The sequence below is a fragment of the Candidatus Villigracilis saccharophilus genome, assembly GCF_016711665.1.
The window spans coordinates 55,301-75,888 of record NZ_JADJSO010000082.1; the positions used below are offsets into that span (position 1 = coordinate 55,301).

At 51.5% G+C, this 20,588-nt stretch carries 14 protein-coding genes, 2 tRNA genes and 1 pseudogene; 6 read left to right on the plus strand and 11 right to left on the minus strand.

Translation table 11 applies throughout. The annotated features are described in order from the left end of the window. The first annotated feature begins 21 nt into the window (after positions 1 to 21). The 5 genes and pseudogenes from IPL17_RS25990 (at position 22) to IPL17_RS26010 (ending at position 2,936) form a co-directional block, all read left to right on the plus strand. Positions 22 to 998 (plus strand): annotated as a pseudogene (locus tag IPL17_RS25990) (aldo/keto reductase). Further along, positions 999 to 1,451 (plus strand): NUDIX domain-containing protein, encoded by a 453-nt coding sequence (locus tag IPL17_RS25995; RefSeq protein WP_345310000.1) that lies wholly within the window; start codon positions 999 to 1,001, stop codon positions 1,449 to 1,451. A 135-nt stretch (positions 1,452 to 1,586) separates the two neighbouring features. Then, positions 1,587 to 1,658, plus strand: a tRNA-Gly gene (locus tag IPL17_RS26000). 256 nt (positions 1,659 to 1,914) lie between these two features. Next, the gene (locus tag IPL17_RS26005) at positions 1,915 to 2,790 is read left to right on the plus strand and encodes a pentapeptide repeat-containing protein (RefSeq protein ID WP_345310001.1); all 876 of its coding nucleotides are present in this window, start codon (positions 1,915 to 1,917) and stop codon (positions 2,788 to 2,790) included. Between the two features lie 73 nt (positions 2,791 to 2,863). Further along, a tRNA-Ile gene (locus IPL17_RS26010) sits at positions 2,864 to 2,936 on the plus strand. A gap of 46 nt (positions 2,937 to 2,982) precedes the next feature. Here the strand turns inward: IPL17_RS26010 and IPL17_RS26015 are convergent. The 6 genes from IPL17_RS26015 to lepA form a co-directional block, all read right to left on the minus strand. Beyond that, positions 2,983 to 3,753, minus strand: coding sequence for an inositol monophosphatase family protein (locus tag IPL17_RS26015; protein ID WP_345310002.1), 771 nt, complete (start codon positions 3,751 to 3,753; stop codon positions 2,983 to 2,985). Between the two features lie 2 nt (positions 3,754 to 3,755). Continuing rightward, positions 3,756 to 4,655: an arginase gene (gene rocF, locus IPL17_RS26020; protein ID WP_345310003.1), complete on the minus strand. Its 900-nt coding sequence runs from the start codon at positions 4,653 to 4,655 to the stop codon at positions 3,756 to 3,758. A gap of 18 nt (positions 4,656 to 4,673) precedes the next feature. Further along, entirely contained in the window at positions 4,674 to 5,798 is a 1,125-nt protein-coding gene (hutI, locus tag IPL17_RS26025; protein ID WP_345310004.1) for an imidazolonepropionase, read from the minus strand. A gap of 297 nt (positions 5,799 to 6,095) precedes the next feature. Then, positions 6,096 to 7,121: a GDP-mannose 4,6-dehydratase gene (locus IPL17_RS26030; protein ID WP_345310005.1), complete on the minus strand. Its 1,026-nt coding sequence runs from the start codon at positions 7,119 to 7,121 to the stop codon at positions 6,096 to 6,098. A 113-nt stretch (positions 7,122 to 7,234) separates the two neighbouring features. After that, the gene (locus tag IPL17_RS26035; protein ID WP_345310006.1) at positions 7,235 to 8,224 is read right to left on the minus strand and encodes a lysylphosphatidylglycerol synthase transmembrane domain-containing protein; all 990 of its coding nucleotides are present in this window, start codon (positions 8,222 to 8,224) and stop codon (positions 7,235 to 7,237) included. A 77-nt stretch (positions 8,225 to 8,301) separates the two neighbouring features. Further along, positions 8,302 to 10,101, minus strand: a complete 1,800-nt coding sequence (gene lepA, locus IPL17_RS26040; RefSeq protein WP_345310007.1) for a translation elongation factor 4 — start codon at positions 10,099 to 10,101, stop codon at positions 8,302 to 8,304. Positions 10,102 to 10,354: 253 nt separating this feature from the next. On the opposite strand from lepA, the gene IPL17_RS26045 reads away from it, so the two are divergent. Beyond that, positions 10,355 to 11,272: a CPBP family intramembrane glutamic endopeptidase gene (locus IPL17_RS26045; protein ID WP_345310008.1), complete on the plus strand. Its 918-nt coding sequence runs from the start codon at positions 10,355 to 10,357 to the stop codon at positions 11,270 to 11,272. 82 nt (positions 11,273 to 11,354) lie between these two features. Here IPL17_RS26045 and IPL17_RS26050 read toward each other — a convergent pair whose 3' ends face one another. The 5 genes from IPL17_RS26050 to IPL17_RS26070 all read right to left on the minus strand — a co-directional run bounded on the left by IPL17_RS26050 (position 11,355) and on the right by IPL17_RS26070 (position 20,513). Continuing rightward, positions 11,355 to 11,975, minus strand: coding sequence for a PH domain-containing protein (locus IPL17_RS26050; protein ID WP_345310009.1), 621 nt, complete (start codon positions 11,973 to 11,975; stop codon positions 11,355 to 11,357). Positions 11,976 to 12,061: 86 nt separating this feature from the next. Further along, positions 12,062 to 14,758 carry an aconitate hydratase AcnA gene (gene acnA, locus IPL17_RS26055; protein ID WP_345310010.1) on the minus strand — a complete coding sequence of 899 codons (2,697 nt, stop codon included), beginning with the start codon at positions 14,756 to 14,758 and terminating at the stop codon, positions 12,062 to 12,064. Between the two features lie 88 nt (positions 14,759 to 14,846). Continuing rightward, the gene (gene add / locus IPL17_RS26060) at positions 14,847 to 15,884 is read right to left on the minus strand and encodes an adenosine deaminase (RefSeq protein WP_345310011.1); all 1,038 of its coding nucleotides are present in this window, start codon (positions 15,882 to 15,884) and stop codon (positions 14,847 to 14,849) included. A 19-nt stretch (positions 15,885 to 15,903) separates the two neighbouring features. After that, complete coding sequence (locus tag IPL17_RS26065) at positions 15,904 to 19,896, minus strand: hypothetical protein (protein WP_345310012.1); 3,993 nt, start codon at positions 19,894 to 19,896, stop codon at positions 15,904 to 15,906. A gap of 209 nt (positions 19,897 to 20,105) precedes the next feature. Continuing rightward, positions 20,106 to 20,513, minus strand: coding sequence for a hypothetical protein (locus tag IPL17_RS26070; protein WP_345310013.1), 408 nt, complete (start codon positions 20,511 to 20,513; stop codon positions 20,106 to 20,108). Positions 20,514 to 20,588: the final 75 nt, after the last annotated feature.

Sequence of the window (20,588 nt, forward strand, 5' to 3'; positions counted from 1 at the left end):
CCACTCCAAATGGAGGAAACAATGCAATACGTTAATCTCGGAAAAACTGGATTAAAAGTTTCCCGCCTGTGTTTGGGGATGATGACGTACGGCTCAAAATCATGGCGCGAATGGGTGTTGGAGGAAAAGGAAGCAAAACCATTCGTGGACCGCGCCCTGGAAGCAGGAATCAATTTCTTCGATACAGCCGATGTATATTCATTGGGAGAAAGCGAACGCATTACAGGTAATTTGCTGAAGGGATTAAACGCGAGAACATTATCGTTGCCACAAAGGTATTCTCCACCATGAGCGATGATGTGAACGACCGCGGTCTCTCGCGCAAACACATCTTTGACTCGATTGACAAATCCCTGAAACGCCTGCAAATGGATTATGTTGACCTGTACCAGATCCACCGTTGGGACACCAACACCCCCATCGAAGAAACAATGGAAGCGCTGAATGATGTGGTGCGTGCGGGCAAGGCACGCTATATCGGAGCGTCCTCCATGTTCGCATGGCAGTTCATGAAGGCACTTCACGTCTCGGAAATGAACGGTTGGGCAAAATTCGTCTCGATGCAGAATCACTACAACCTTGTCTACCGTGAAGAGGAACGTGAGATGATCCCGCTCTGCAAGGACCAGGGTATCGGACTGATTCCCTGGAGTCCCATGGCGCGCGGATTCTTCGCAGGCGACCGTAAACGCGGAGGCGGCGGAGAGAGTGTCCGCGCCAACAGCGACCCGTTTGCAAATGAATTATATTTTCGCGATGAAGATTTCACGGTGGCGGAACACGCAAAAGAGATCGCCAAGACGCATAATGTAACCGCTTCGCAGATCGCATTGGCCTGGGTGTTGAGCAAACCCCATATCGCCGCACCCATTATCGGGTCCAGCAAGATCGAGCATTTGGATCAGGCGATCGCCGCGCTGGAGATCAAACTTACAGACGAAGAGATCAATCAACTCGAAGAACCATATCGCCCGCATCCTATTTTGGGTCACTCGTAAATGTTCTTCCGCTTCATATATCTTGTCTTCAAAATATATTGCTTCATCTTTCGTCCGGTGCGCATGGGTGTGCGGGCAATGATGATCCAAAACGAAAAAGTCTGGCTGGTGCGTCACACGTATGTGGCAGGCTGGCACATGCCGGGCGGCGGTGTAAAACGCGGGGAAACGCTTGCAGACGCCGCGCGCCGGGAAGCCTTTGAAGAGACAGGCGCTCAACTGGACAAAATCAACTTGATTGGCGCATATACCAATTTTAGCGAATGGAAGACCGATCACACCGTTGTATTTATATGTAGAGACTTCAAGATAACAGGCGGGGCCGATGGCGAGATCGCGGAAGTGAGGGAATTCCCGCTGAAGGACTTGCCCGTAGATGTTTTTACCCCGCATAAAAAACTATTGGATGAGTACCGAACGGGAAAAGCTCTCCCGCTATTTGGAGAATGGTGACATTTCCACAATTTCACCCTCCACTTGCTCAAAATTCGAAATACCCATATAATACCCGCCTAGTTAAGGCATCAGCCTTGATGGTTAATGTTTTATCTCAACCATTTTGACGGTCAAACATATAGAGTGATCCACGCGGGAGTCGCCAAGTGGTAAGGCATCAGCCTTCCAAGCTGATATTCGTGGGTTCGAATCCCATCTCCCGCTCATATAAGTGCTTCAGCGTCAGGAGTCATATTGCATGACACTGGACTCTGAAGCACTTGATTTTTGAGCGACCTTGATTCCGCCGGCTGGCGGAGTAGAAAAGATGATCTGATATTATTGTTTTTACATATAGCTTTGTTGTACAGGCAGTTGAGGTCTAAAAGCAGGAATAATGGTATTCTTCAAACACTCGTAATCATTTTAGATCTATTGAAAGCGATGTTCATCCATAAACAATCTACATGGAGGTAGGACAATGCAATACTCAAAGGATGAGCTTTCTAAATTACTAAGGCAATCAAAACCGTTGCGGTTGCCGGATGCCGACCTAAGTCATGCTGACCTGGTTGACGCAGATCTTACCGATGCCAGATTGAGCGGCGCCAATTTAAGCGACGCCGATTTACGCAGAGCCGATCTGGTCGATGCCGACCTGACGAAATCTGATCTCAGCCGCGCCAAATTGGTTGGCGTTGATCTGCGCTGGGCTAACCTAAGCAACGCCAACTTGAATCGTGCTGAAATAAATGGCGCCAACTTGAGCGGCACAGATCTGGTGGATGCCGACCTTATCGATGCCTGGCTGACTGGCGCACGGTTGAACGAAGCCAATTTGAGCGGTGCAGATCTGCGAGGCGCTGATCTGACGAAAGCCGATCTGAGCCACTCAAAGCTGATCCGCGCCAACCTGGGCAAAGCCAACCTTAGCAGCGCCAAGTTGAATCATGCAGACTTGACCGAGGCCAACCTTCGCAGTGCCAGCCTGATCGGTGTTTTCATATGCAGTGCCAACCTAAGCGGGGCGAACCTGAATCATGCCGACCTGCGCTGGGCTAATTTAAGCAAAGCCAACCTGAGCAAAACCGACTTGAGCAGCACCAAGCTGATAAGCGCCAATATGGGGGAGTCCGACTTAAGCGAGGCTAATCTGAATAAAGCCGACTTGAGCGAGGCAAATTTGATCGGCGCCAACTTAAGTAAAGCGGACCTGACCGAAGCGAAGTTGACTGGCGCCGATTTTAGCGGTGCTAACCTGCGGTGGGCCAAGCTTACCGAAGCTGTCTACGCCAAAAGCACAAAGTTTCCTGATGGATTTGATCCGAAGGAGTCCGGGGCAATTCTCGTTCCATGAAATGTTTGAGAGCTGCGCAAGGAACAAATTACACACAAAGAGAAAAATTGACTATAATTGCGCAGTTCTACGCGGGCCCGTGGCGCAGCGGTTAGCGCAGGCGACTCATAATCGCTTGGTCGCAGGTTCGAATCCTGCCGGGCCCACAGTTATTCACATCAAAAAGGACAGGCTTTGGCCTGTCCTTTTTTGTCAATTCAATTGCTCCAACAATTTTTCATAGACCCCCGGCGCCGCAGCAAGAATGGATTGGGGAGAAGATATGTAATCCGGTTTTCCATCCGTTGCGGTGACTCGAGATCCAGCTTCTTCGGCGATGAGTCCTGCAGCGGCGATGTCCCAGGGTTTGAGGGTCAACTCCCAAAAGCCGTCGAAGCGGCCCGCGGCGACATAGCAGCCGTCCAGTGCGGCGGAACCGAGTCTGCGTACCCCCTGAGTCGTCTTGGCGAGTTTCTCAAAATTCTTGAAATTATCCTTCTCGGTATTCCATGTATCATATGGAAAGCCTGTTACCAGTAAACTTTTTTGCAGTTCAGTTGCAGCGGATGCGTGGATCGGCTTGCCGTTCAGGAATGCACCTTTGCCGCGTTCGGCAGTAAACATTTCATCGCGCAGTGGGTCATAGACTGCACCGAGTTTTACACTTCCATCATACGCAAATGCGATGGATACACAGAACAGGGGAATGTGATGTGCATAGTTCACGGTCCCGTCCAGCGGATCAATGTACCAGATGCCCTCATTGCTTCCTTGCGTTTCACCGCTTTCTTCGGCAACGATATGGCTGTCTGGAAAACGTGACTGAATTTCTTTGATCAAAAATGATTCCGAGGCATGGTCTATTTCTGTGACAAGATCGATCACGCCTTTGTAGCTGACCTGATGCTCCTTGTTATAACCATCACGCAGGATCGCGCCTGCGCCGCGCGCGAGTTGTTCAATATCGGAAAGTGTTGGTTTCATGATTATCCGCCCCAGATGCGGCGGCCAAGCGCGGACAGCGCAAACTCGACAGCGAGCGCAGCGGTTCTATTTTGTCCATCAAGGATCGGATTAACTTCAACGAGATCCATCCCAACCAGCAATCCTGTTTCGGCAATCAACTCACACGCGAGATGCGTCTCACGCTGCGAGAGTCCCGCCGGGACGGGAGTCCCAACACCGGGCGCGTGTTCAGGGTCAAGCGCATCCAGGTCAAGGGAAAGATAAATACCATCCACATCGCGACTGACACGCTCAATCGCTCGTTCAAGAACCGTGACCATCCCGTAACGGTCGATCTGTTCCATGCCCATCACCATGGCGCCGGCATTGCTCAAGTTGACCTTTTCACCAGAGTCGAGATCACGCGCGCCGATGATGGCGATCTTAGATGGGTCGATCACGGGAGTTGACTCATCCCAGAGTTGTACAAGACTTTTGTCTCCAAGACCCGCAAGGATTGCCAGCGACATACCGTGAATGTTGCCAGAAGGCGTGGTTTCAGCGGTATTAAAATCCGCGTGGGCATCTATCCAAATGACACCGATCTTTTTATTGCGCGCCGCGCCGCGCACAGAACCAATGGACAGGCTGTGGTCTCCACCCAATACAAGCGGAAAATGTTTGGCTTGCGTGGATGTGGCCACCGCGCCTGCTATACGTCGCGACACAGGAACGATGCAATCAATATATTTTAAATTTGGATTTGTGATCTGGCACATTTCAGCAATGGGGACTTCCACATTGCCTTCATCATGCACATCGTAGCCAAGCTCTTCCAGTTTTTTTTGTAAATGTGAATAACGGATCGCGCTGGGTCCCATATCCACGCCGCGGCGGTCTGCGCCAAGATCGATCGGAACACCGATAATATCAATTTGCATATTTTCTCCAGTGATTAATTACGCGGCCCGGTAATACCCAATATCCACCGAATATACACGTCCGCGTTTGATGACTTGTTTGACAAGATTTGTGCCATAGCGATATCCAAGCTGGCGATAATCTGACACAGACAGGATGAGCATGTCTGCCAGTTTTCCCACTTCGATGGAACCGATCGAATCTGACCTGCGAATTGCGTGGGCGGAATTAATAGTTGTGGCGGCGATGGCTTGTGCCGGCGTCAACTTCATTGCGCGGCAGGCCAGAGCGATCACAAACTGCATCGACTCGTTCCATGTCGTTCCCGGGTTGCAGTCTGTGGCGAGAGCGAAGATGGCATCCGCTTCAATGAGTTTGCGGGCAGGGGTGTAATCTTTTTCTGCGAGCCCGAATGGCGTGCATGGCAGAGATACCGCAACTGTGTCCGATCTGCCCAAAGCAGCAATGTCTGCATCAGAGGTACACACCAGATGATCTGCAGATGCCGCGCCCAACTCTGCCGCGAGAGATGCGCCGCCGAGGTTGTCAAATTCATCAGCGTGGATCTTGAGCGGGAATCCCAGCGACCCAGCCTTGGTCAAGACTTGACGCGACTGTTCAAGACTGAATGCGCCTGTTTCACAGAAAACATCCACAAAAGGTAGCGGCAGCCGCGGAGCATGAGTCTCCCACCATTCTTTTAACATGGGCAGCATGGTGTTCGTGACTTCGTCAGTGTAGCCCTGCGGATTGCCTTTATATTCCGGGGCAATGGCGTGCGCGCCAAGGAAAGTGATGGCTAAGTCCAGCGGACTTTCATCATCGAGTGTGAGCAGGGCTTTGAGCAGTCGCAGTTCCGTGGAGGTTTGCAAGCCATACCCGGTCTTGGCTTCGGCGGTGGTTGTGCCGTGTGAGAACATGCGTAAAAGGCGCGGACGGGTCTGCGCGATGAGCATTTCCATGCTGGCGGTGCGTGTGGCTTTTACGGTTGAAATAATGCCGCCGCCTGCTGCAAGAATATCGAGATATGCCATGCCGCCCATTTTCATCTCGAATTCGTTGGCACGGTCGCCCGCCCAAATCAGGTGGGTGTGCGGGTCTACAAAGCCCGGGCATGAGGACGCATTGGCCTGCATCCAGAGTCGGTTCGTCGGGATAGGCATTCCTGAGTTCATCCGTCGTGCCGACCGCAATGATCTTTTCATCGCGGACAACAACCGCGCCGTTCTCGATGATACCAAGCGTGCCGAGGGCATGTCCGCGCTGCGGACCGCCGGCAAGGGTAAGAAGCTGGGAGGCTGAATGGATAAGCATTTTTCACCAATGGTATGCGGTTTTTATTCCTCTGCAATTTAACCACAGAATATGGCTTATGGAGCAAATGCGAGTACGAGATATTCTTAAAACAGGGGACAATAGAATCAAAAGAACCGTCATGAATTCATGGCGGTTCTTTTGCGCTAAAACAATTTCCGGTTTTCCTTCACCCACTCGAACAGTTTTTGCACGCCTTCTTCCACATTGATATTTGGCCTCCAGCCTAATTCTTTTTCAGCTTTTGAAATATCAGCGTAGAAGACACGCTGATCGCCGGGCCTCCAATCGCCGCGCGCCACCTCAATGGATTCGCCGATCAAACGTTCAAGCTTGGGGCCAAACTCCGCCCAGATCGACATCACGTTTTGCGGTCCGCCGCCCATGTTATAGACCTGCCCCGCAGAGACATCAATTTTCTCTATCGCGAGATCATAGCCATTCAGCAGATCGTCCACATACAGAATGTCGCGCACCTGTTTTCCGTCGCCATAGATGGTGATATTGCGCCGCATCACCGCGGCAATGATGAACCACGCCACCCAGCCCTGATCTTCAATGCCAAATTGGCGCGGGCCATAAATGCAACTTTGACGGAAGACAATGGACCGTAGACCGTACATTCTTGCATAATCACGCACGTATTGATCGCCCGTTCCTTTTGAGCAGCCGTATGGTGAATGGAAATCCAAGGGTTGAGTCTCAGGACAGCCATTGACCAAATCCTTATAGCGCCAGCGCGTGGATTCCTCGAACAGTTCCACATCTTCCATGCCGCCATACACTTTATTGGTGGAAGCGTAAATAAAGATCGGGTCACTTCCAGAAAGGCGCGCTGCTTCCAATACATTAAATGTGCCGAACGCATTGGATTCAAAATCGTCTCTGGGATTTATTACGGATGTTGTCACTGCGACTTGACCAGCCAGGTGCACGATCACATCCGCAACTTTGGCTGATTCAGCGATCCTGTCCGCATCGCGCACATCCCCGACAACTACATCGAAAGCATTCTCCCCAAATTCCTGCTTCAACCAATCCAGGTTACGCGGAGCACCAGCGCGCGCGAAGTTATCATAGATGGTGACCTTCTCGCCGCGCTTCAATAAGCGATGAACATAATTCGAACCGATAAATCCGGCACCGCCGGTGATCAAATAATTTTTTGACATGGCATCTCCACATGTCATTGCGAGGGCGCACTTGCACTTCGCCCGAAGCAATCTCCTATCCACTCAATACAGAGGTTACTTCATTGCTCCGCTCCTCACAACGACATTTTTAATTATTCTTCTTTTTTCCTAAAATTCAATATCTGTTGATACACTCCCGAAAGAGTCTGCCCTTCACGCATCAGACCAATACCGCCAAGGATGCCGCTGTTGAGATAATTATATAAGCGCATGGTCAATGCCGCAGCAAGCGCCGTGGATTGGTCACCGGTGAACAAGGCCAAAGCGGCGCTGACTGCTCCTTCAACAGTACCCACTCCGCCCGGCAGAGCAGGGATCGCTCCGCCAAAGGCCGCCGCACCCAGCACAAAGAGAGTCCAGACCGGTTGAGCCTGCGGAAAGAACGCGAGGATGATCAAATAATAAGCGACCAGCGCGATCGCCCAATCCAGTGTCATCCAAAACAGGAAGCGCAGGAAGAGCCAGCCATCTGTCAGAACGCCGAGACCCTGAAAAAATGACTCGAGGAAACTACCGCCAAATTTTTGCAGGGACGGCCAGCGCACACTGAGTTTGTGGAACAGATCCAACGCCCATTTGTTGTTGCGCGCCAGCACATACATCATGGCCAGCCCAAAGATGACGATACCGCCAACGATATAACCGATATTCCCCGACCCTTGCGCGCCGACTACGAATGGCAAGGCCGCCAGCAATATCGCGGCGGAGAAAGCCAGGTCTACGATCCTTTCAATGACAATTGTGGGAATGATCTCACCAAACAGCATCCCAGATTTTCGGCTGAGCAGAAATGCGCGTCCGATCTCACCAAGGCGGAAAGGCAAAAAGGAATTCAGTAAATAGCCTTCGCTTGCGGCGAAAAGCACATCGATATATTTGGGCTTATCGCGCAACAAGGTCTGCCAGACTTTCGCGCGGCCAAGCATCCACAGAAATGAAAGTGCCGCCGAACCAGCGAGCAGCGAATAATTGGCGGTGCGGATCGCATTCCACATCGTGCGGAAGTCAACGAAATACAAAATGGCGGCGATCAGTGCAATGCTGATCAGCGCGCCTGGGAGCAAGCGTTTTACATCTTTCATTTTTATTTACCACAAAGGGTCACAAAGGAGCACCAAGGAAAAAGATTAAAAAACTTTGTGTCCTTCGTGGTTAAGAATTAATCATCATCCAATTTCAAGACGGCCATGAACGCATCCTGTGGGATCTCCACACTACCGACCATCTTCATGCGCTTCTTGCCCTTCTTCTGTTTTTCAAGCAATTTCTTTTTACGCGAGATGTCGCCGCCATAACATTTTGCGAGCACGTCCTTGCGCGTGGCTTTAACGTTTGCGCGTGAAATAATACGGCCACCCGAAGAGGCTTGAACAGCCACATCAAACAATTGGCGTGGAATTAGATCCTTGAGTTTGGTGATGAGACGCTGTCCCTTATGGAACGCATCCTTCTCATGGACAATGGCCGCCAGCGCATCGACCGGTTCGCCGTTGACGAGGATCTCCAGCTTCTGCAATTTGTCGGCGCGATATTCGAGGAATTGATAATCGAGCGAGGCGTAGCCTTTGGTGCGTGACTTCAATGAATCAAAGAAGTCAATAATGATCTCGGAGAGCGGAATTTCAAAATCCAATTGCACACGATGCGGCGCGGGATATTCCTGCTGCTTGAAGATGCCGCGGCGCTTCGTGACCAGATCCATGATGGGACCATAATAATCAGTGGGCGTGATGATCTCGATATTCATCCACGGTTCGCGGACTTCAACGATCTTGCTTGGGTCGGGTAATTCGGCGGGCGAGTCAACGGTAATGACTTTATCGCCGATCATCAAGACTTCATATTCAACAGATGGCGCGGTGAAAAGCACATTCAGGTCATATTCGCGTTCAATTCGTTCCTGAATGATCTCCATGTGGAACAAACCGAGGAAACCAGCGCGGAATCCAAAACCCAACGCCTGAGAGGTTTCAGGTTGGAATGTCAGTGAAGCGTCGTTGAGTTGTAGTTTGTCGAGCGACTCTCGCAAAGTGGTGTAATCATCCGCTTCAACAGGATAAATGCCCGCGAAAACCATCGGCTTGGGAACATGGTAACCGGGTAAAGGCTCTTCAGCTGGCGCAGATGCAAGTGTGATCGTGTCGCCTACGCGGCATTCGTGCACGGTTTTGAATCCCGTGGCAATGTAACCTACTTCCCCAGAGCCGAGCATATCCACGGGCTGCATCTTCGGCACAAAGATACCGATCTCAACCGGGCGCAGGTCGAGTTTGGTAGCCAACATGCGCAATACATCGGTGGATTTGATCCTGCCTTCCATGATACGCACATACGCAATCACGCCTTTATATGAATCATAATGCGCGTCAAAGATCAACGCGCGGACCGGTTTGTCATCCACATCCTTCGGGGAAGGCACACGCTGAACGATCGCCTCTAGGATACTCTCGATATTGATTCCCTCTTTGGCTGAGACTCTCAGAACAGAATCAGGATCAATCCCAAGCAAAGAGCCTACATCTTCAGCCACTTCGTCGGGACGGGCTGAGGGGAGATCAATTTTGTTGATAACAGGGACAATTGTCAGGTCGGCTTCGAGCGCCTGATAAAGGTTCGCCAATGTCTGGGCTTCGATTCCCTGAGTCGCATCCACAACCAAAATCGCGCCTTCGCAGGCTTTGAGCGCGCGGCTGACTTCGTAGCCGAAGTCCACATGCCCGGGCGTGTCGATCAAGTTCATCTCATAGCGTTGATTGGCTTGTGAAGTGTAAAACATGCGGACAGCGGAGGACTTGATCGTGACGCCTTTTTCACGTTCGAGGTCCATGCTGTCGAGCGCCTGCTCGGTCATGTCGCGCTCAGAGATGGCGCCTGTTAATTGAAGCAGGCGGTCTGCAAGCGTGGATTTGCCATGGTCAACATGGGCGATGATACAGAAATTACGGATGTGGTCAGTCATACTGCTTTCTGGAGAAAACCTCTTTTGCCTAAGAAATAAATTACATCTATGTCACATAGTATTGATGTAAAACTTCAACACAGTGCCTTGTATGCGGTGCAAAGTATAACCGAGATTTATTCGGGGAGTGTCAAAGTATCAGGTGTCGAAGTTTCAAGCTTCGCTCCTTGACTCACTAGATGATCGAGTTTGTGCAAATTGATTTCTAAACAAAGAATCACTACAATAGAGTCATATCGAATAAGGAGAAAAAATGGTCATCGACCCCTCGAATTCCTCCCGCAAACCCATCATCTTCACTGCCTGGATCTTTCTTTTGCTGGCATCTTCCATTCCCATGATCATTCTGCGGGAGATCTTTCATAAAAATGTTCCTGCAGATTTGCAGTCTGTGATGGCAGCTATTCTCATACTGACAGGGCTGGTGCTGACCTTCACATGCAACGCTGTCCGTTCATTGAGGCCATTCTTCATATTATTTCTTTTCCTTACAGGAATTGAGTGGTTCGTCTACACAAAAGTGGACCAACTGCCGTTCTATCAGACGTGGTTGAAAAATCCATCCTTCAATATTTTCATGCCCGCGGAACAATCCCTGAGGTTGATGGTGACACTGGGCATCATTGCGGTTTTATTCCTCCTGAAAAAGAGTCGTGCCGCATTCTTCCTCGTCAAAGGAGATACCAGTGCGCCAGCTGAGCCAGTCCGCTGGCTGGGCGTACAACAAGGCGATCGTTGGAATAAAATTGGCCGCAACTTTGCAGTTATCCTTAGTTTGGGGACACTGGCTTTTCTTGTGATCGCGGGCCGCCCACCGTTGGATATTGCCCTGCGCGCAGTGCCTTTCATCCCAGCCATATTGATCTCGGCAGCGCTCAACGCCTTCAACGAAGAAATAATATACAAGGCATCCTTTCTATCCACACTGGAGGAAGTGGTCGGCAAACAGCAAGCTCTTTTGTTGATGGCGGCCTATTTTGGGATCGGTCATTTTTATGGAGTCCCATACGGCGTGATCGGCGTGCTTATGGCGGGTTTTCTTGGCTGGTTCCTGGGCAAGTCCATGCTTGAGACGCGCGGATTATGGTGGGCGTGGCTGATCCATTTTGTGCAGGATGTGCTGATCTTCTCGTTCCTCGCAATCGGTTCGATCATACCCGGGGGAGGGTAATATCCGAACCAAATATTATTTACGCGAACAAATCAAGAAGATAAAAGATGGACTGGTCATTGCAACCAGTCCATTTCATAATCTACATTTTCGCCAGCAGTTCTTTTTTCTTCGCCTTGAATTCCTCCTCGGTCAGGATGCCCTTCTTGCGTAATTCCTCCAGCGCGTCAATCAACGCAGGGATGCTTACAGAGCGCTGCGCGTGAGCGCCTGTCCCTTCGTAGCCGAGTTTCTCCTTGGCATTCAACATCGCGGTCTTGAATTTGATCGGGTTGCCGATGCGCTTGAACAGGTTGACTCCGATCTCGCTGGCGGTCAGGATCTCCACATCGCCATAATCGAACAACCTGCCGAAGAAACTTTGGGTCATCTTGATGTCGGTGACCTTTTCCAGCGATGAGTCGATCACAGCTTTGTTGAAGATGCCCGAGATCTGGATCACACGGCGGTTGGTGACGACATACTGGTGGTTGTTCCACGTAAAAATATCCCAGGTCATGATACCCAGGGGAATCAGCGCGAGCAGAAAACCAAATGCCGCCAGCGGATTGGATAATGTCATGACAATGAATGCCGCGATCACGATCAGCGTGACAACGATCTCCGCGATGATCGAACTGAAAAGCACAAATCCATGCTGGCGCGTGACCAATATAATGCGCTCGTTTTCACCCAGCATATTCTCGATGTAAGTTTTTGCCATGGTTTTCTCCTTGAGCAACTTCCAAGATACCCGGTATTGTACTCTTAAATAAAAAGAGACAGCCAGCTCTGGCTGTCTCTTTCGTTCTACTTCACCAGATTTCTCAACACAGTGTGCAAAATACCGCCGTTTCGATAGTAGTTCACTTCGACGGATGTATTCAACAAGACTGTGGCTTTGAATTCAACCACCTTGCCGTCAGGTTTCCTGGCCTTAACCGTGACCTCGCTTTGAGGTTTGATCTCATCGTTGACGCCTTCGATATCGAATACTTCGCTTCCATCCAAGCCGAGAGATTCGGCGTTCTGCCCCTGGGTGAATCTCAGCGGAAGCACGCCCATGCCCACCAAATTCGAGCGATGGATGCGTTCGAACGATTCTGCGATGACAGCCTTCACGCCCTGCAGCATCGGTCCCTTCGCGGCCCAGTCACGACTGGAGCCTGTGCCATATTCCTTCCCCGCCAGCACGATGCTTGGAACGCCGGCATCCTTATATTTCATCGCGGCGTCAAAGATCGACATCTCTTCACCATCAGGTTGATGCCTGGTTAAGTTGCCCTCTTTTGGCGCAACCATCACATTCTTCAAGCGGATATTTGCGAACGTGCCACGCGCCATGACCTGGTCGTTGCCGCGCCGCGCGCCATAGGAATTAAAGTACGCCGGGGCGACATCTTTTTCCTGTAAAAACTTCCCAGCCGGGCTGGTTGCGGCAATATTCCCCGCAGGTGAAATATGATCTGTGGTGATGGAATCCCCGAACAGTCCGAGCACACGTGCCGAGCTGATGCCCTTGACCGGGCTGACATCCAATGAGATCTCCTGGAAGTACGGCGGATGATGGATATAGGTCGAGTTTTCATCCCATTCATAGAGATCGCCTTCCACAACCTTGACCGCTTTCCACATGTCTGAACCGGAGAATACATCTGCGTATTTCTCTTTGAACATCTCAGCCCGCACATTCGCCTCGATCGCTTCGCTGATTTCCTGTTGGCTGGGCCATAGATCTTTGAGATACACAGCCTCGCCGCTGGAGCCAGTGCCAAGCGGTTCATTGTTTAGGTCAATATCCACTGTGCCGGCCAGCGCATACGCAACCACCAATGGAGGTGACGCAAGATAGTTCGCCTTTACAAGCGGGTGCACACGGCCTTCAAAGTTGCGGTTGCCGGAAATGACAGCCGATGCAACCAGATCAGCGCTGGTCACCGCTTTGGCAACCTCCTCTGGCAGCGGGCCGGAGTTGCCGATACAGGTTGTACAGCCATAGGCGATCACGTTGAATCCAAGTTTGGAAAGCGGTTCGATCAACCCCGCGCTGGTAAGGTATTCAGTCACGACCAATGAGCCGGGCGCGAGCGAAGTCTTTACGTACGGCTTGACATTCAATCCCTTTTCAACAGCCTTCTTCGCGACAAGTCCAGCCGCGATCAAAACAGATGGATTGGATGTATTTGTGCAGGAGGTGATCGCCGCGATGACGACCGCGCCATGTTTCATCTTTTGTGTGCTGCCGTTTGTGCCAAAATCGGCTTCGCGGGACAATGCCTCGCCGGAAAGTTCATAACCGCGTTCCTTGATCGGGGCGGTCAATGCCTTTCGGAATGTGTCCTTCATATCGGTCAACGCGACGCGATCCTGCGGACGCTTGGGTCCCGCCAGGGAGGGCACGACAGACGCGAGGTCAAGTTCGAGTGTATCTGTATATTCAGGGTCGGGTGTGCCGGCCTCGTGGAATAAGCCCTGCGCGCGCAGGTATGCTTCGGTGCGATCCACTATTTCGTCGGAGCGACCAGTCAGACGCATATAGCGAAGCGTCTCTTCGTCAACAGGGAAATATCCCATCGTGGCTCCATATTCCGGAGCCATATTCGCGATCGTGGCGCGATCCGTCAAAGACATGTTGTTAAGACCTTCGCCGAAGAACTCGACGAATTTATCAACCACGCCTTTCTTGCGCAGCATTTGCGTGATGGTGAGCACAAGATCGGTGGCGGTGACGCCTTCATTGAGTTTGCCGTAAAGTTTAAAACCGATCACATCCGGCAGGAGCATATCCATCGGCTGACCAAGCATGACGGCTTCTGCTTCGATGCCGCCGACACCCCAGCCCACCACGCCGAGACCGTTGATCATGGTGGTGTGCGAATCGGTGCCGACGACTGTGTCGGGGAAGGCAAGCACATCATTGCCATCTAATTTTGTCATCACGACTTCAGCCAGATTTTCCAAATTGACCTGATGCACAATACCCGTCATCGGGGGCACAACACGGAAATTGCTGAACGCTTTTTGTCCCCACTTAAGGAATTCATAGCGTTCACGGTTGCGCAGGAATTCCATTTCGGTATTGCGTTTGAGCGCATCTTCCGTTCCAAAGAAATCGATCTGCACCGAGTGGTCGATGACCAGGTCCACCGGCACAAGCGGATTGACCTTTTTCGGGTCGCCGCCGAGGCGGGCAACCGCAGCGCGCATCGCTGCCAGATCAACGACGGCAGGCACGCCCGTGAAATCCTGCATGACCACACGGCCGGGCAGGAAGGGAATGCCGGGCCGCGCGCCTTTCGGCGTCCACGCGGCGATGTTTTTGACATCATTCTGCGTGATCTCATGGTCATTGCATTGACGCAGGGCGGCTTCGAGCACGATGCGGATCGAGAACGGAAGTTTGTTTAACTTGACGAGACCGGCCTTCTCCAGCGCATCGAGGCGGAAGAAAACATATTCCTTATTCCCCACTTTCAATATGTCACGGGACTTAAATAGATCATTCATGGTTCACTCCTTTGGTTTTTAAGAATTTTCACCACAGCCAAGAACCCAAAGGAGCGCCTTTGATATCCTTGAATTTGATTGGTGGGATTTATAAAGTCATTTCATTTTTCAGCAGCGCGGTCAATTCCTGTTTTTCATCTTCAGGCAGGAACGCCGCCTGCGCCGCATTGATCACAGTGCTTTTTAATACATCCAGCGGCACATGCAATTCTTCAAATATATGGTGATATTCATGCGAGAGCGTAATGCGCGAAACGCTTGGGTCATCGGTATTGACCGTCACATTCAATCCCGCTTCGATCATGCCGGGCAATTGATGTTTGGTCCGCGAGCCGACCACGCCGGACTGATAATTGCTGGTCACGCAAACTTCAAAAGCAGTCTCATGTTCTTTCGCAAGCGCAACAACATTTTCATCTTCCATCACACGCACACCATGCCCGATCCGCTCGGCGTCAAGGTTCTCGATCGCATCGCGCACGTTCGCGGCAGATCCCCACTCGCCGGCGTGGATCGTCACATGCAGTCCCGATTGTTTGGCTTCCTTGAATATTTCATGGAACGGATCAGACTTAAACTCAGCTTCATTGCCGGCCAGATCCAATCCCACCAGCCCATCCTGGATGCGTTCCGCAGCCAGCCAAGCCACCTGCTCGGCAAGTTCCGGACTTTCGTGCCGGTTTACCGAAGCGATCAGCCTGACCTTGATATTATTTTTCTGCGCGGCTTCCCGCGCGCTGGACAATACCCAATCCATCACATCGTGCAGGGGGAATCCTTCCGCGCGGCTCAAGGCCACTGGCGTGAAACGCAGCTCAAGGTAGCGAATGTTATCGTGCGCCGCATCCTCCACCGCTTCACGTGTGACACGGTGAATGACATCGGGGGATTTATAAAAGAGTCTTAATGTTTTGAATTTATCGAGGAAGTTGGTGAAGGTCATCGGGTCCTGGTCCTGTACCTGCACCAGCCCGCTTAGATTATAGGTAGTGTCTGGAACCGTAACGCCGTGCTGCCGCGCGATCTCTGACATGGTCATCAGACGCAGAGAACCCTCAAGATGGCGGTGTAACTCCACCTTCGGGAGCGAAACGAATTGGTTCAACGGATTGGTATCGTTTAGCAATCTACCTCTAAACTAAACTTTAGTGACGCTTCCTTTTCTTCTTATTGCCAGCGATATTTACCACTGCTTCAATTGGTGCGGCCACATTACTGACAGAAGAGGTTTCGATCGGATTGATCTCGACGCGCCGCGGACGAGTTGCAAATGCGCGCCCGATCACCAATCCGCGCACATCTTCAAGCAATTGCTGGAACATCTCGGACGCGCGTCCTTTGTATTGTACCAGCGGGTCACGTTGGGCGTAAGCCTCGAGGCCAATGGAGATGCGCAGGGCTTCAACCTTGGTCAGATATTCGACCCACAACTCGCTGAAGGCGCTCAATAGTAAATGACGGTGGACTTCATTGAGCACATATTTACCAATGGATTCGATCAAGAGCGCGCGGTCTGACTCGCTGATGGTTGATACAGCTTCATTGAGTCGTTCCTCCCCGAAAGCGATGCGCGCGGCGGGTCCGAAGTCTGCGAATTTCAGGGCGTTCTGGTTCAAGCGGGCAAATTCACTCTGACCCCAGGTGGTGCGCAGAGTCTCTTCAGCGGATTCCAAATGCGCCATCACTTCTTCATCAATATCCAACGCTTCACGACCATCCAATAATTGCGCGGCCAGGAAAATATAAGTGAAGCGCGAGTATATCTGCTTGACCTGCTTATGCGTGCGTTGATCGAACGAAGCGCGCGCGCCCTGAGAGAGAGTCAACAACAAACGCAGTCTGGACTCATCCGAGTCCAGAGACTTGTGCTGAAGCAAAACATTCAAATCGCGTTCGATCTCTTTATTCAACCGCTCACGCCTGCGCACCAGTCCCTCGCGCGCGGTCTGTAAAATGACATTTTCAAGTTCATCCTCATCCGCAGGCAGTGGATTCGGCCACGGCAGCTGCTCGCCCACGCGGTTCTGGATCGCGCCGATCAGACGCGTGGCATTGAGAAGTACCATCTGCTGTGAAACCAGGTCTTGGATATCTTCCTTCGCGCTTTCCGGGTCATCTGCCAGCGCGCGGTTGATCTCATTATTAAAGCGAAGCTGCAAATGCACCAGCGAATTGACTTCTTCCAATATCTTCTGCGGGCGTGGCTGTTCTTCAAGATCACGCAAGCCCTGGAAATACGCATCAAGGGCATCCTCACGCTCGGCAGTCTGCGCCTCGAAGGATTCACGCGTTTTCTCAACGAGCGCTTCGATGGCGCGCAAGGTATGCGCTTCCTCGGCTTCGATGGCACGCGCGATGATGTTTAACATCGAACGCTGCGCATCGTCGCTCTTGATCTCGTTGAGGATCAACTTGAACCCATAGGATGGGAATATTCCTGCAGCCGCGTCAAATGGCGGCTGGACCTGTTCGAGCCACGCGATCAATTTCCACGGGCCTTCCTCATCGGCGATGCCCATTTCAACGCGCTTGGTCACTTCGTTTTGAAGCATCTCGGCGATGTCTTCGCTCAAGTCTTCCTTCTGGAAGATGAGGTCGCGCTGGCCGTAGATCTGCGAACGTTGTTTGTTCAGCACATCGTCATATTCAAGCAAATGTTTACGGACGTCAAAGTTCGCGCCTTCCACGCGGGTCTGCGAACTTTCAATAATATTGCTCACAAGACGCACTTCCAATGGAAGCGAGTCATCCACTTTAAGACGTTCCATTAACCCGCTGACCTGCTCGCCGCCAAACAGGCGCATCAGGTCATCTTGCAATGAAAGATAAAAACGCGACGAGCCCGGGTCACCCTGACGGGCAGCGCGTCCACGCAGCTGATTATCAATACGGCGTGCTTCGTGACGTTCCGAGCCGATCACGTGCAATCCGCCCAACTCTTTGACTCTTTCCATATCCTCGAAATATTGCAGGAATAGTTTTACTTCAGCGTCATAAATGCCAAAGTTGACAGGATCAACTTTCAGCAAAGCCTGACGGCGCTCTTCGAGAGTCATATCAAACGGATCTTCGTATCCCGCTTTTCGAAGCACACGATTCGCAGCCGAGATAACTTCCTCCGCCACTTCGCCGCCGAGTTTAATATCAACACCGCGGCCGGCCATGTTCGTGGCGATGGTCACCGCTCCGAACGCGCCCGCGCCGGCAATGATCTGCGACTCTTCGGTATGCTTGCGCGCGTTCAAGACGAGATGCGACACTCCGCCCTGAATGATCGCCTTCAGGCGCGGACCTGCGCTTTCAGGCAGGAACAGCAGTTCAAGCAAAGTCTTTAAGTTCGCGGGTTCTTCGGGATTGATATTGGTGACGCCAAACGGCTGGATGAATTTGCGCATCGCATCCGGCGTGATCTTTTCAAGCGGTTCATTGAATGGCGCGAGTTCAGGAATCAGGCGTCCATCCTCTTCCTTCTTGCTGGCTTTAATGAAAGCATCCCGCACCAGAGTCACTTGCAGCAAGCGGCGGACAGGTTCGGCCTTGAGCCGACCCGAGAGCTGGTCGGACGATTCGACCGAAGTGGTGCCCACCAGCATCGGTTTGCCGAGCGCGTTGTAGCGGACGATCTCGGTCGCGATGGCGCGCAGTTTGGCTTCGACGGTGCGATAGATCACATCAGGGAAATCTTTTCTTTTATAGAAGAGCGGTGTGGTTTCGCCTGCGCGCGCAAAATATGAATAGGCGTAGCCTTCGTCGTCCTTTGTTTTGATCTCGGTCAGCACAGCGCCTTTGCCGAAGGATTGATATTCCAGATTCGGCGGGACGGGCGCGACCTCAAGTTTATAGATCTTGTTGAATTCCTCGGCTTCGGTCAGCGCGGTACCGGTCATGCCCGCCAGTTTTTGATACATGCGGAAATAATTTTGCAGTGTGATGGTGGCGTAGGTGACGTTCTCCGGCTCAACCTTCACACCTTCTTTTGCTTCCACAGCCTGATGCAGGCCATCGCTCCAGCGGCGGCCCGGCATCTGTCGCCCGGTGAATTCATCCACGATGACCACCTTGCCGCCCTGCACCAAATATTCCTTGTTGCGGATAAAGAGGAATTGCGCGCGTAAAGCCTGTTCAAGATAACCGGTCAGGCGCGCCTGCTCGGGAGTGAGATCTTCGGGTCTGTCCGGGTCGAGCAGGGTCGTGCCCAAAATGGATTCAACGTGGCTGATGCCGACTTCGGTCAAAGAGACGTTGCGGTCTTTTTCATTGACTTCATAATCTTCGGAGCGAAGTTGTTTTACGACCTGCGCCATCCTGCCGTACCATTCCAGGTCACCAGAAGCAGGGCCGGAGATGATGAGCGGCGTGCGCGCTTCATCAATCAACACGTTGTCAACTTCATCGACGATGGCGTAGTAATGTCCGCGCTGGACACGCTGGTCCATGCGCATGGCCATGTTATCGCGCAGATAATCGAAACCGAATTCAGAGTTCGTGCCGTAAGTGACATCCGCGCTATACGCTTCGACGCGATCCACGAGACGAAGATGATGCTGGTCTTCATGCGGCGACTCGCGCTCGAAATCCACCATGAAGGCTTTCTTGCCGTTCTCGGTGGCGGCCGCCATTTGCAGAACTCCGACCGAGACGCCGAGCATGTTAAAAATGGGAGCCATCCAGCGCGCATCACGCCGCGCCAAATAATCATTGACTGTAATTAAATGAACGCCGCGCCCGGTCAGTGTGTTGAGGTAGACAGGCATGGTCGAAACAAGGGTCTTGCCCTCGCCTGTGCGCATCTCCGCGATCTGTCCGCTGTGCAGCGCCGCGCCGCCGATGACCTGCACATCGTAATGACGCAGGCCGATCGTGCGTTTAGAAGCCTCACGTACAGCGGCAAATGCCTCGGGCATGATCTCACCCAATGCATCCTGCTCGAACTTTTTGCGATCCTTCTCGTCAAGCACTCCATCAATGGCTTTCGCCACCCGCGCCTTGAATTCATCCGTTTTGGCGCGCAGAGCCTCATCGCTTAATGCCTCATATTCCGCTTCAAGCGCATTGACCTTGACCACAAGGCCGGCAAATTGATCAACTGTCTTTTTTGTGGGGTCGCCACTAAATAATTTTACAAAGTTTTTAAGCATAAGTTCCCTTTCAAGGAAGGGATTATAGCATGGGAGATTGGATGGAAAATTTGAGTTTCGTTAATGTTTGGAGCAGCGTTTCCCCGCTAACTTGCTGAAGACCTGACAAATTTCATTATGGTCCATACTGATCAATCATCGTGCGCACACAATGATTCGAGTTTGAAACCAAACCCTGAAAATCTGTCAGGTCTTATCACTTTATTTGTCTACTTGTTCAAAAAATACTTCTTTACGAAATACACCAGCACCACTGTCAAAACAATCGGTCCGAGATATAGACGGACTCCCAGCAAAAAATTGGTGATATGGATACCGACAACATAAAAATTCTCCACTGCGCCAACAACCGTACCAAAAATAAGATAGCGCAGACCGATGTTGATAACGTCATCCGAGTTAAAATAAAAGATACCCACAAAAACGCCGATCAACATCAACGTCCATACCAACGCATCAGGCTGGTAAATTCCTTCATCTGGCGAGAGTGCATAGGTTACACCTGCGGTAAGCGCGCCAAAAATAAAGAGCCACTTAAACAACAGCCTCCAATTCTCAATGATTTCCATTTCTTTTTCCTTGCTGCTCAGGGGTTGATCGGTCTTTTTAGTCGCCATGTTCTTTTCCTTTTGAAATTTATTTGTCTTGAAATACTTAACCCTATTAAACCACAAAGTTATCCGCAGGCCATC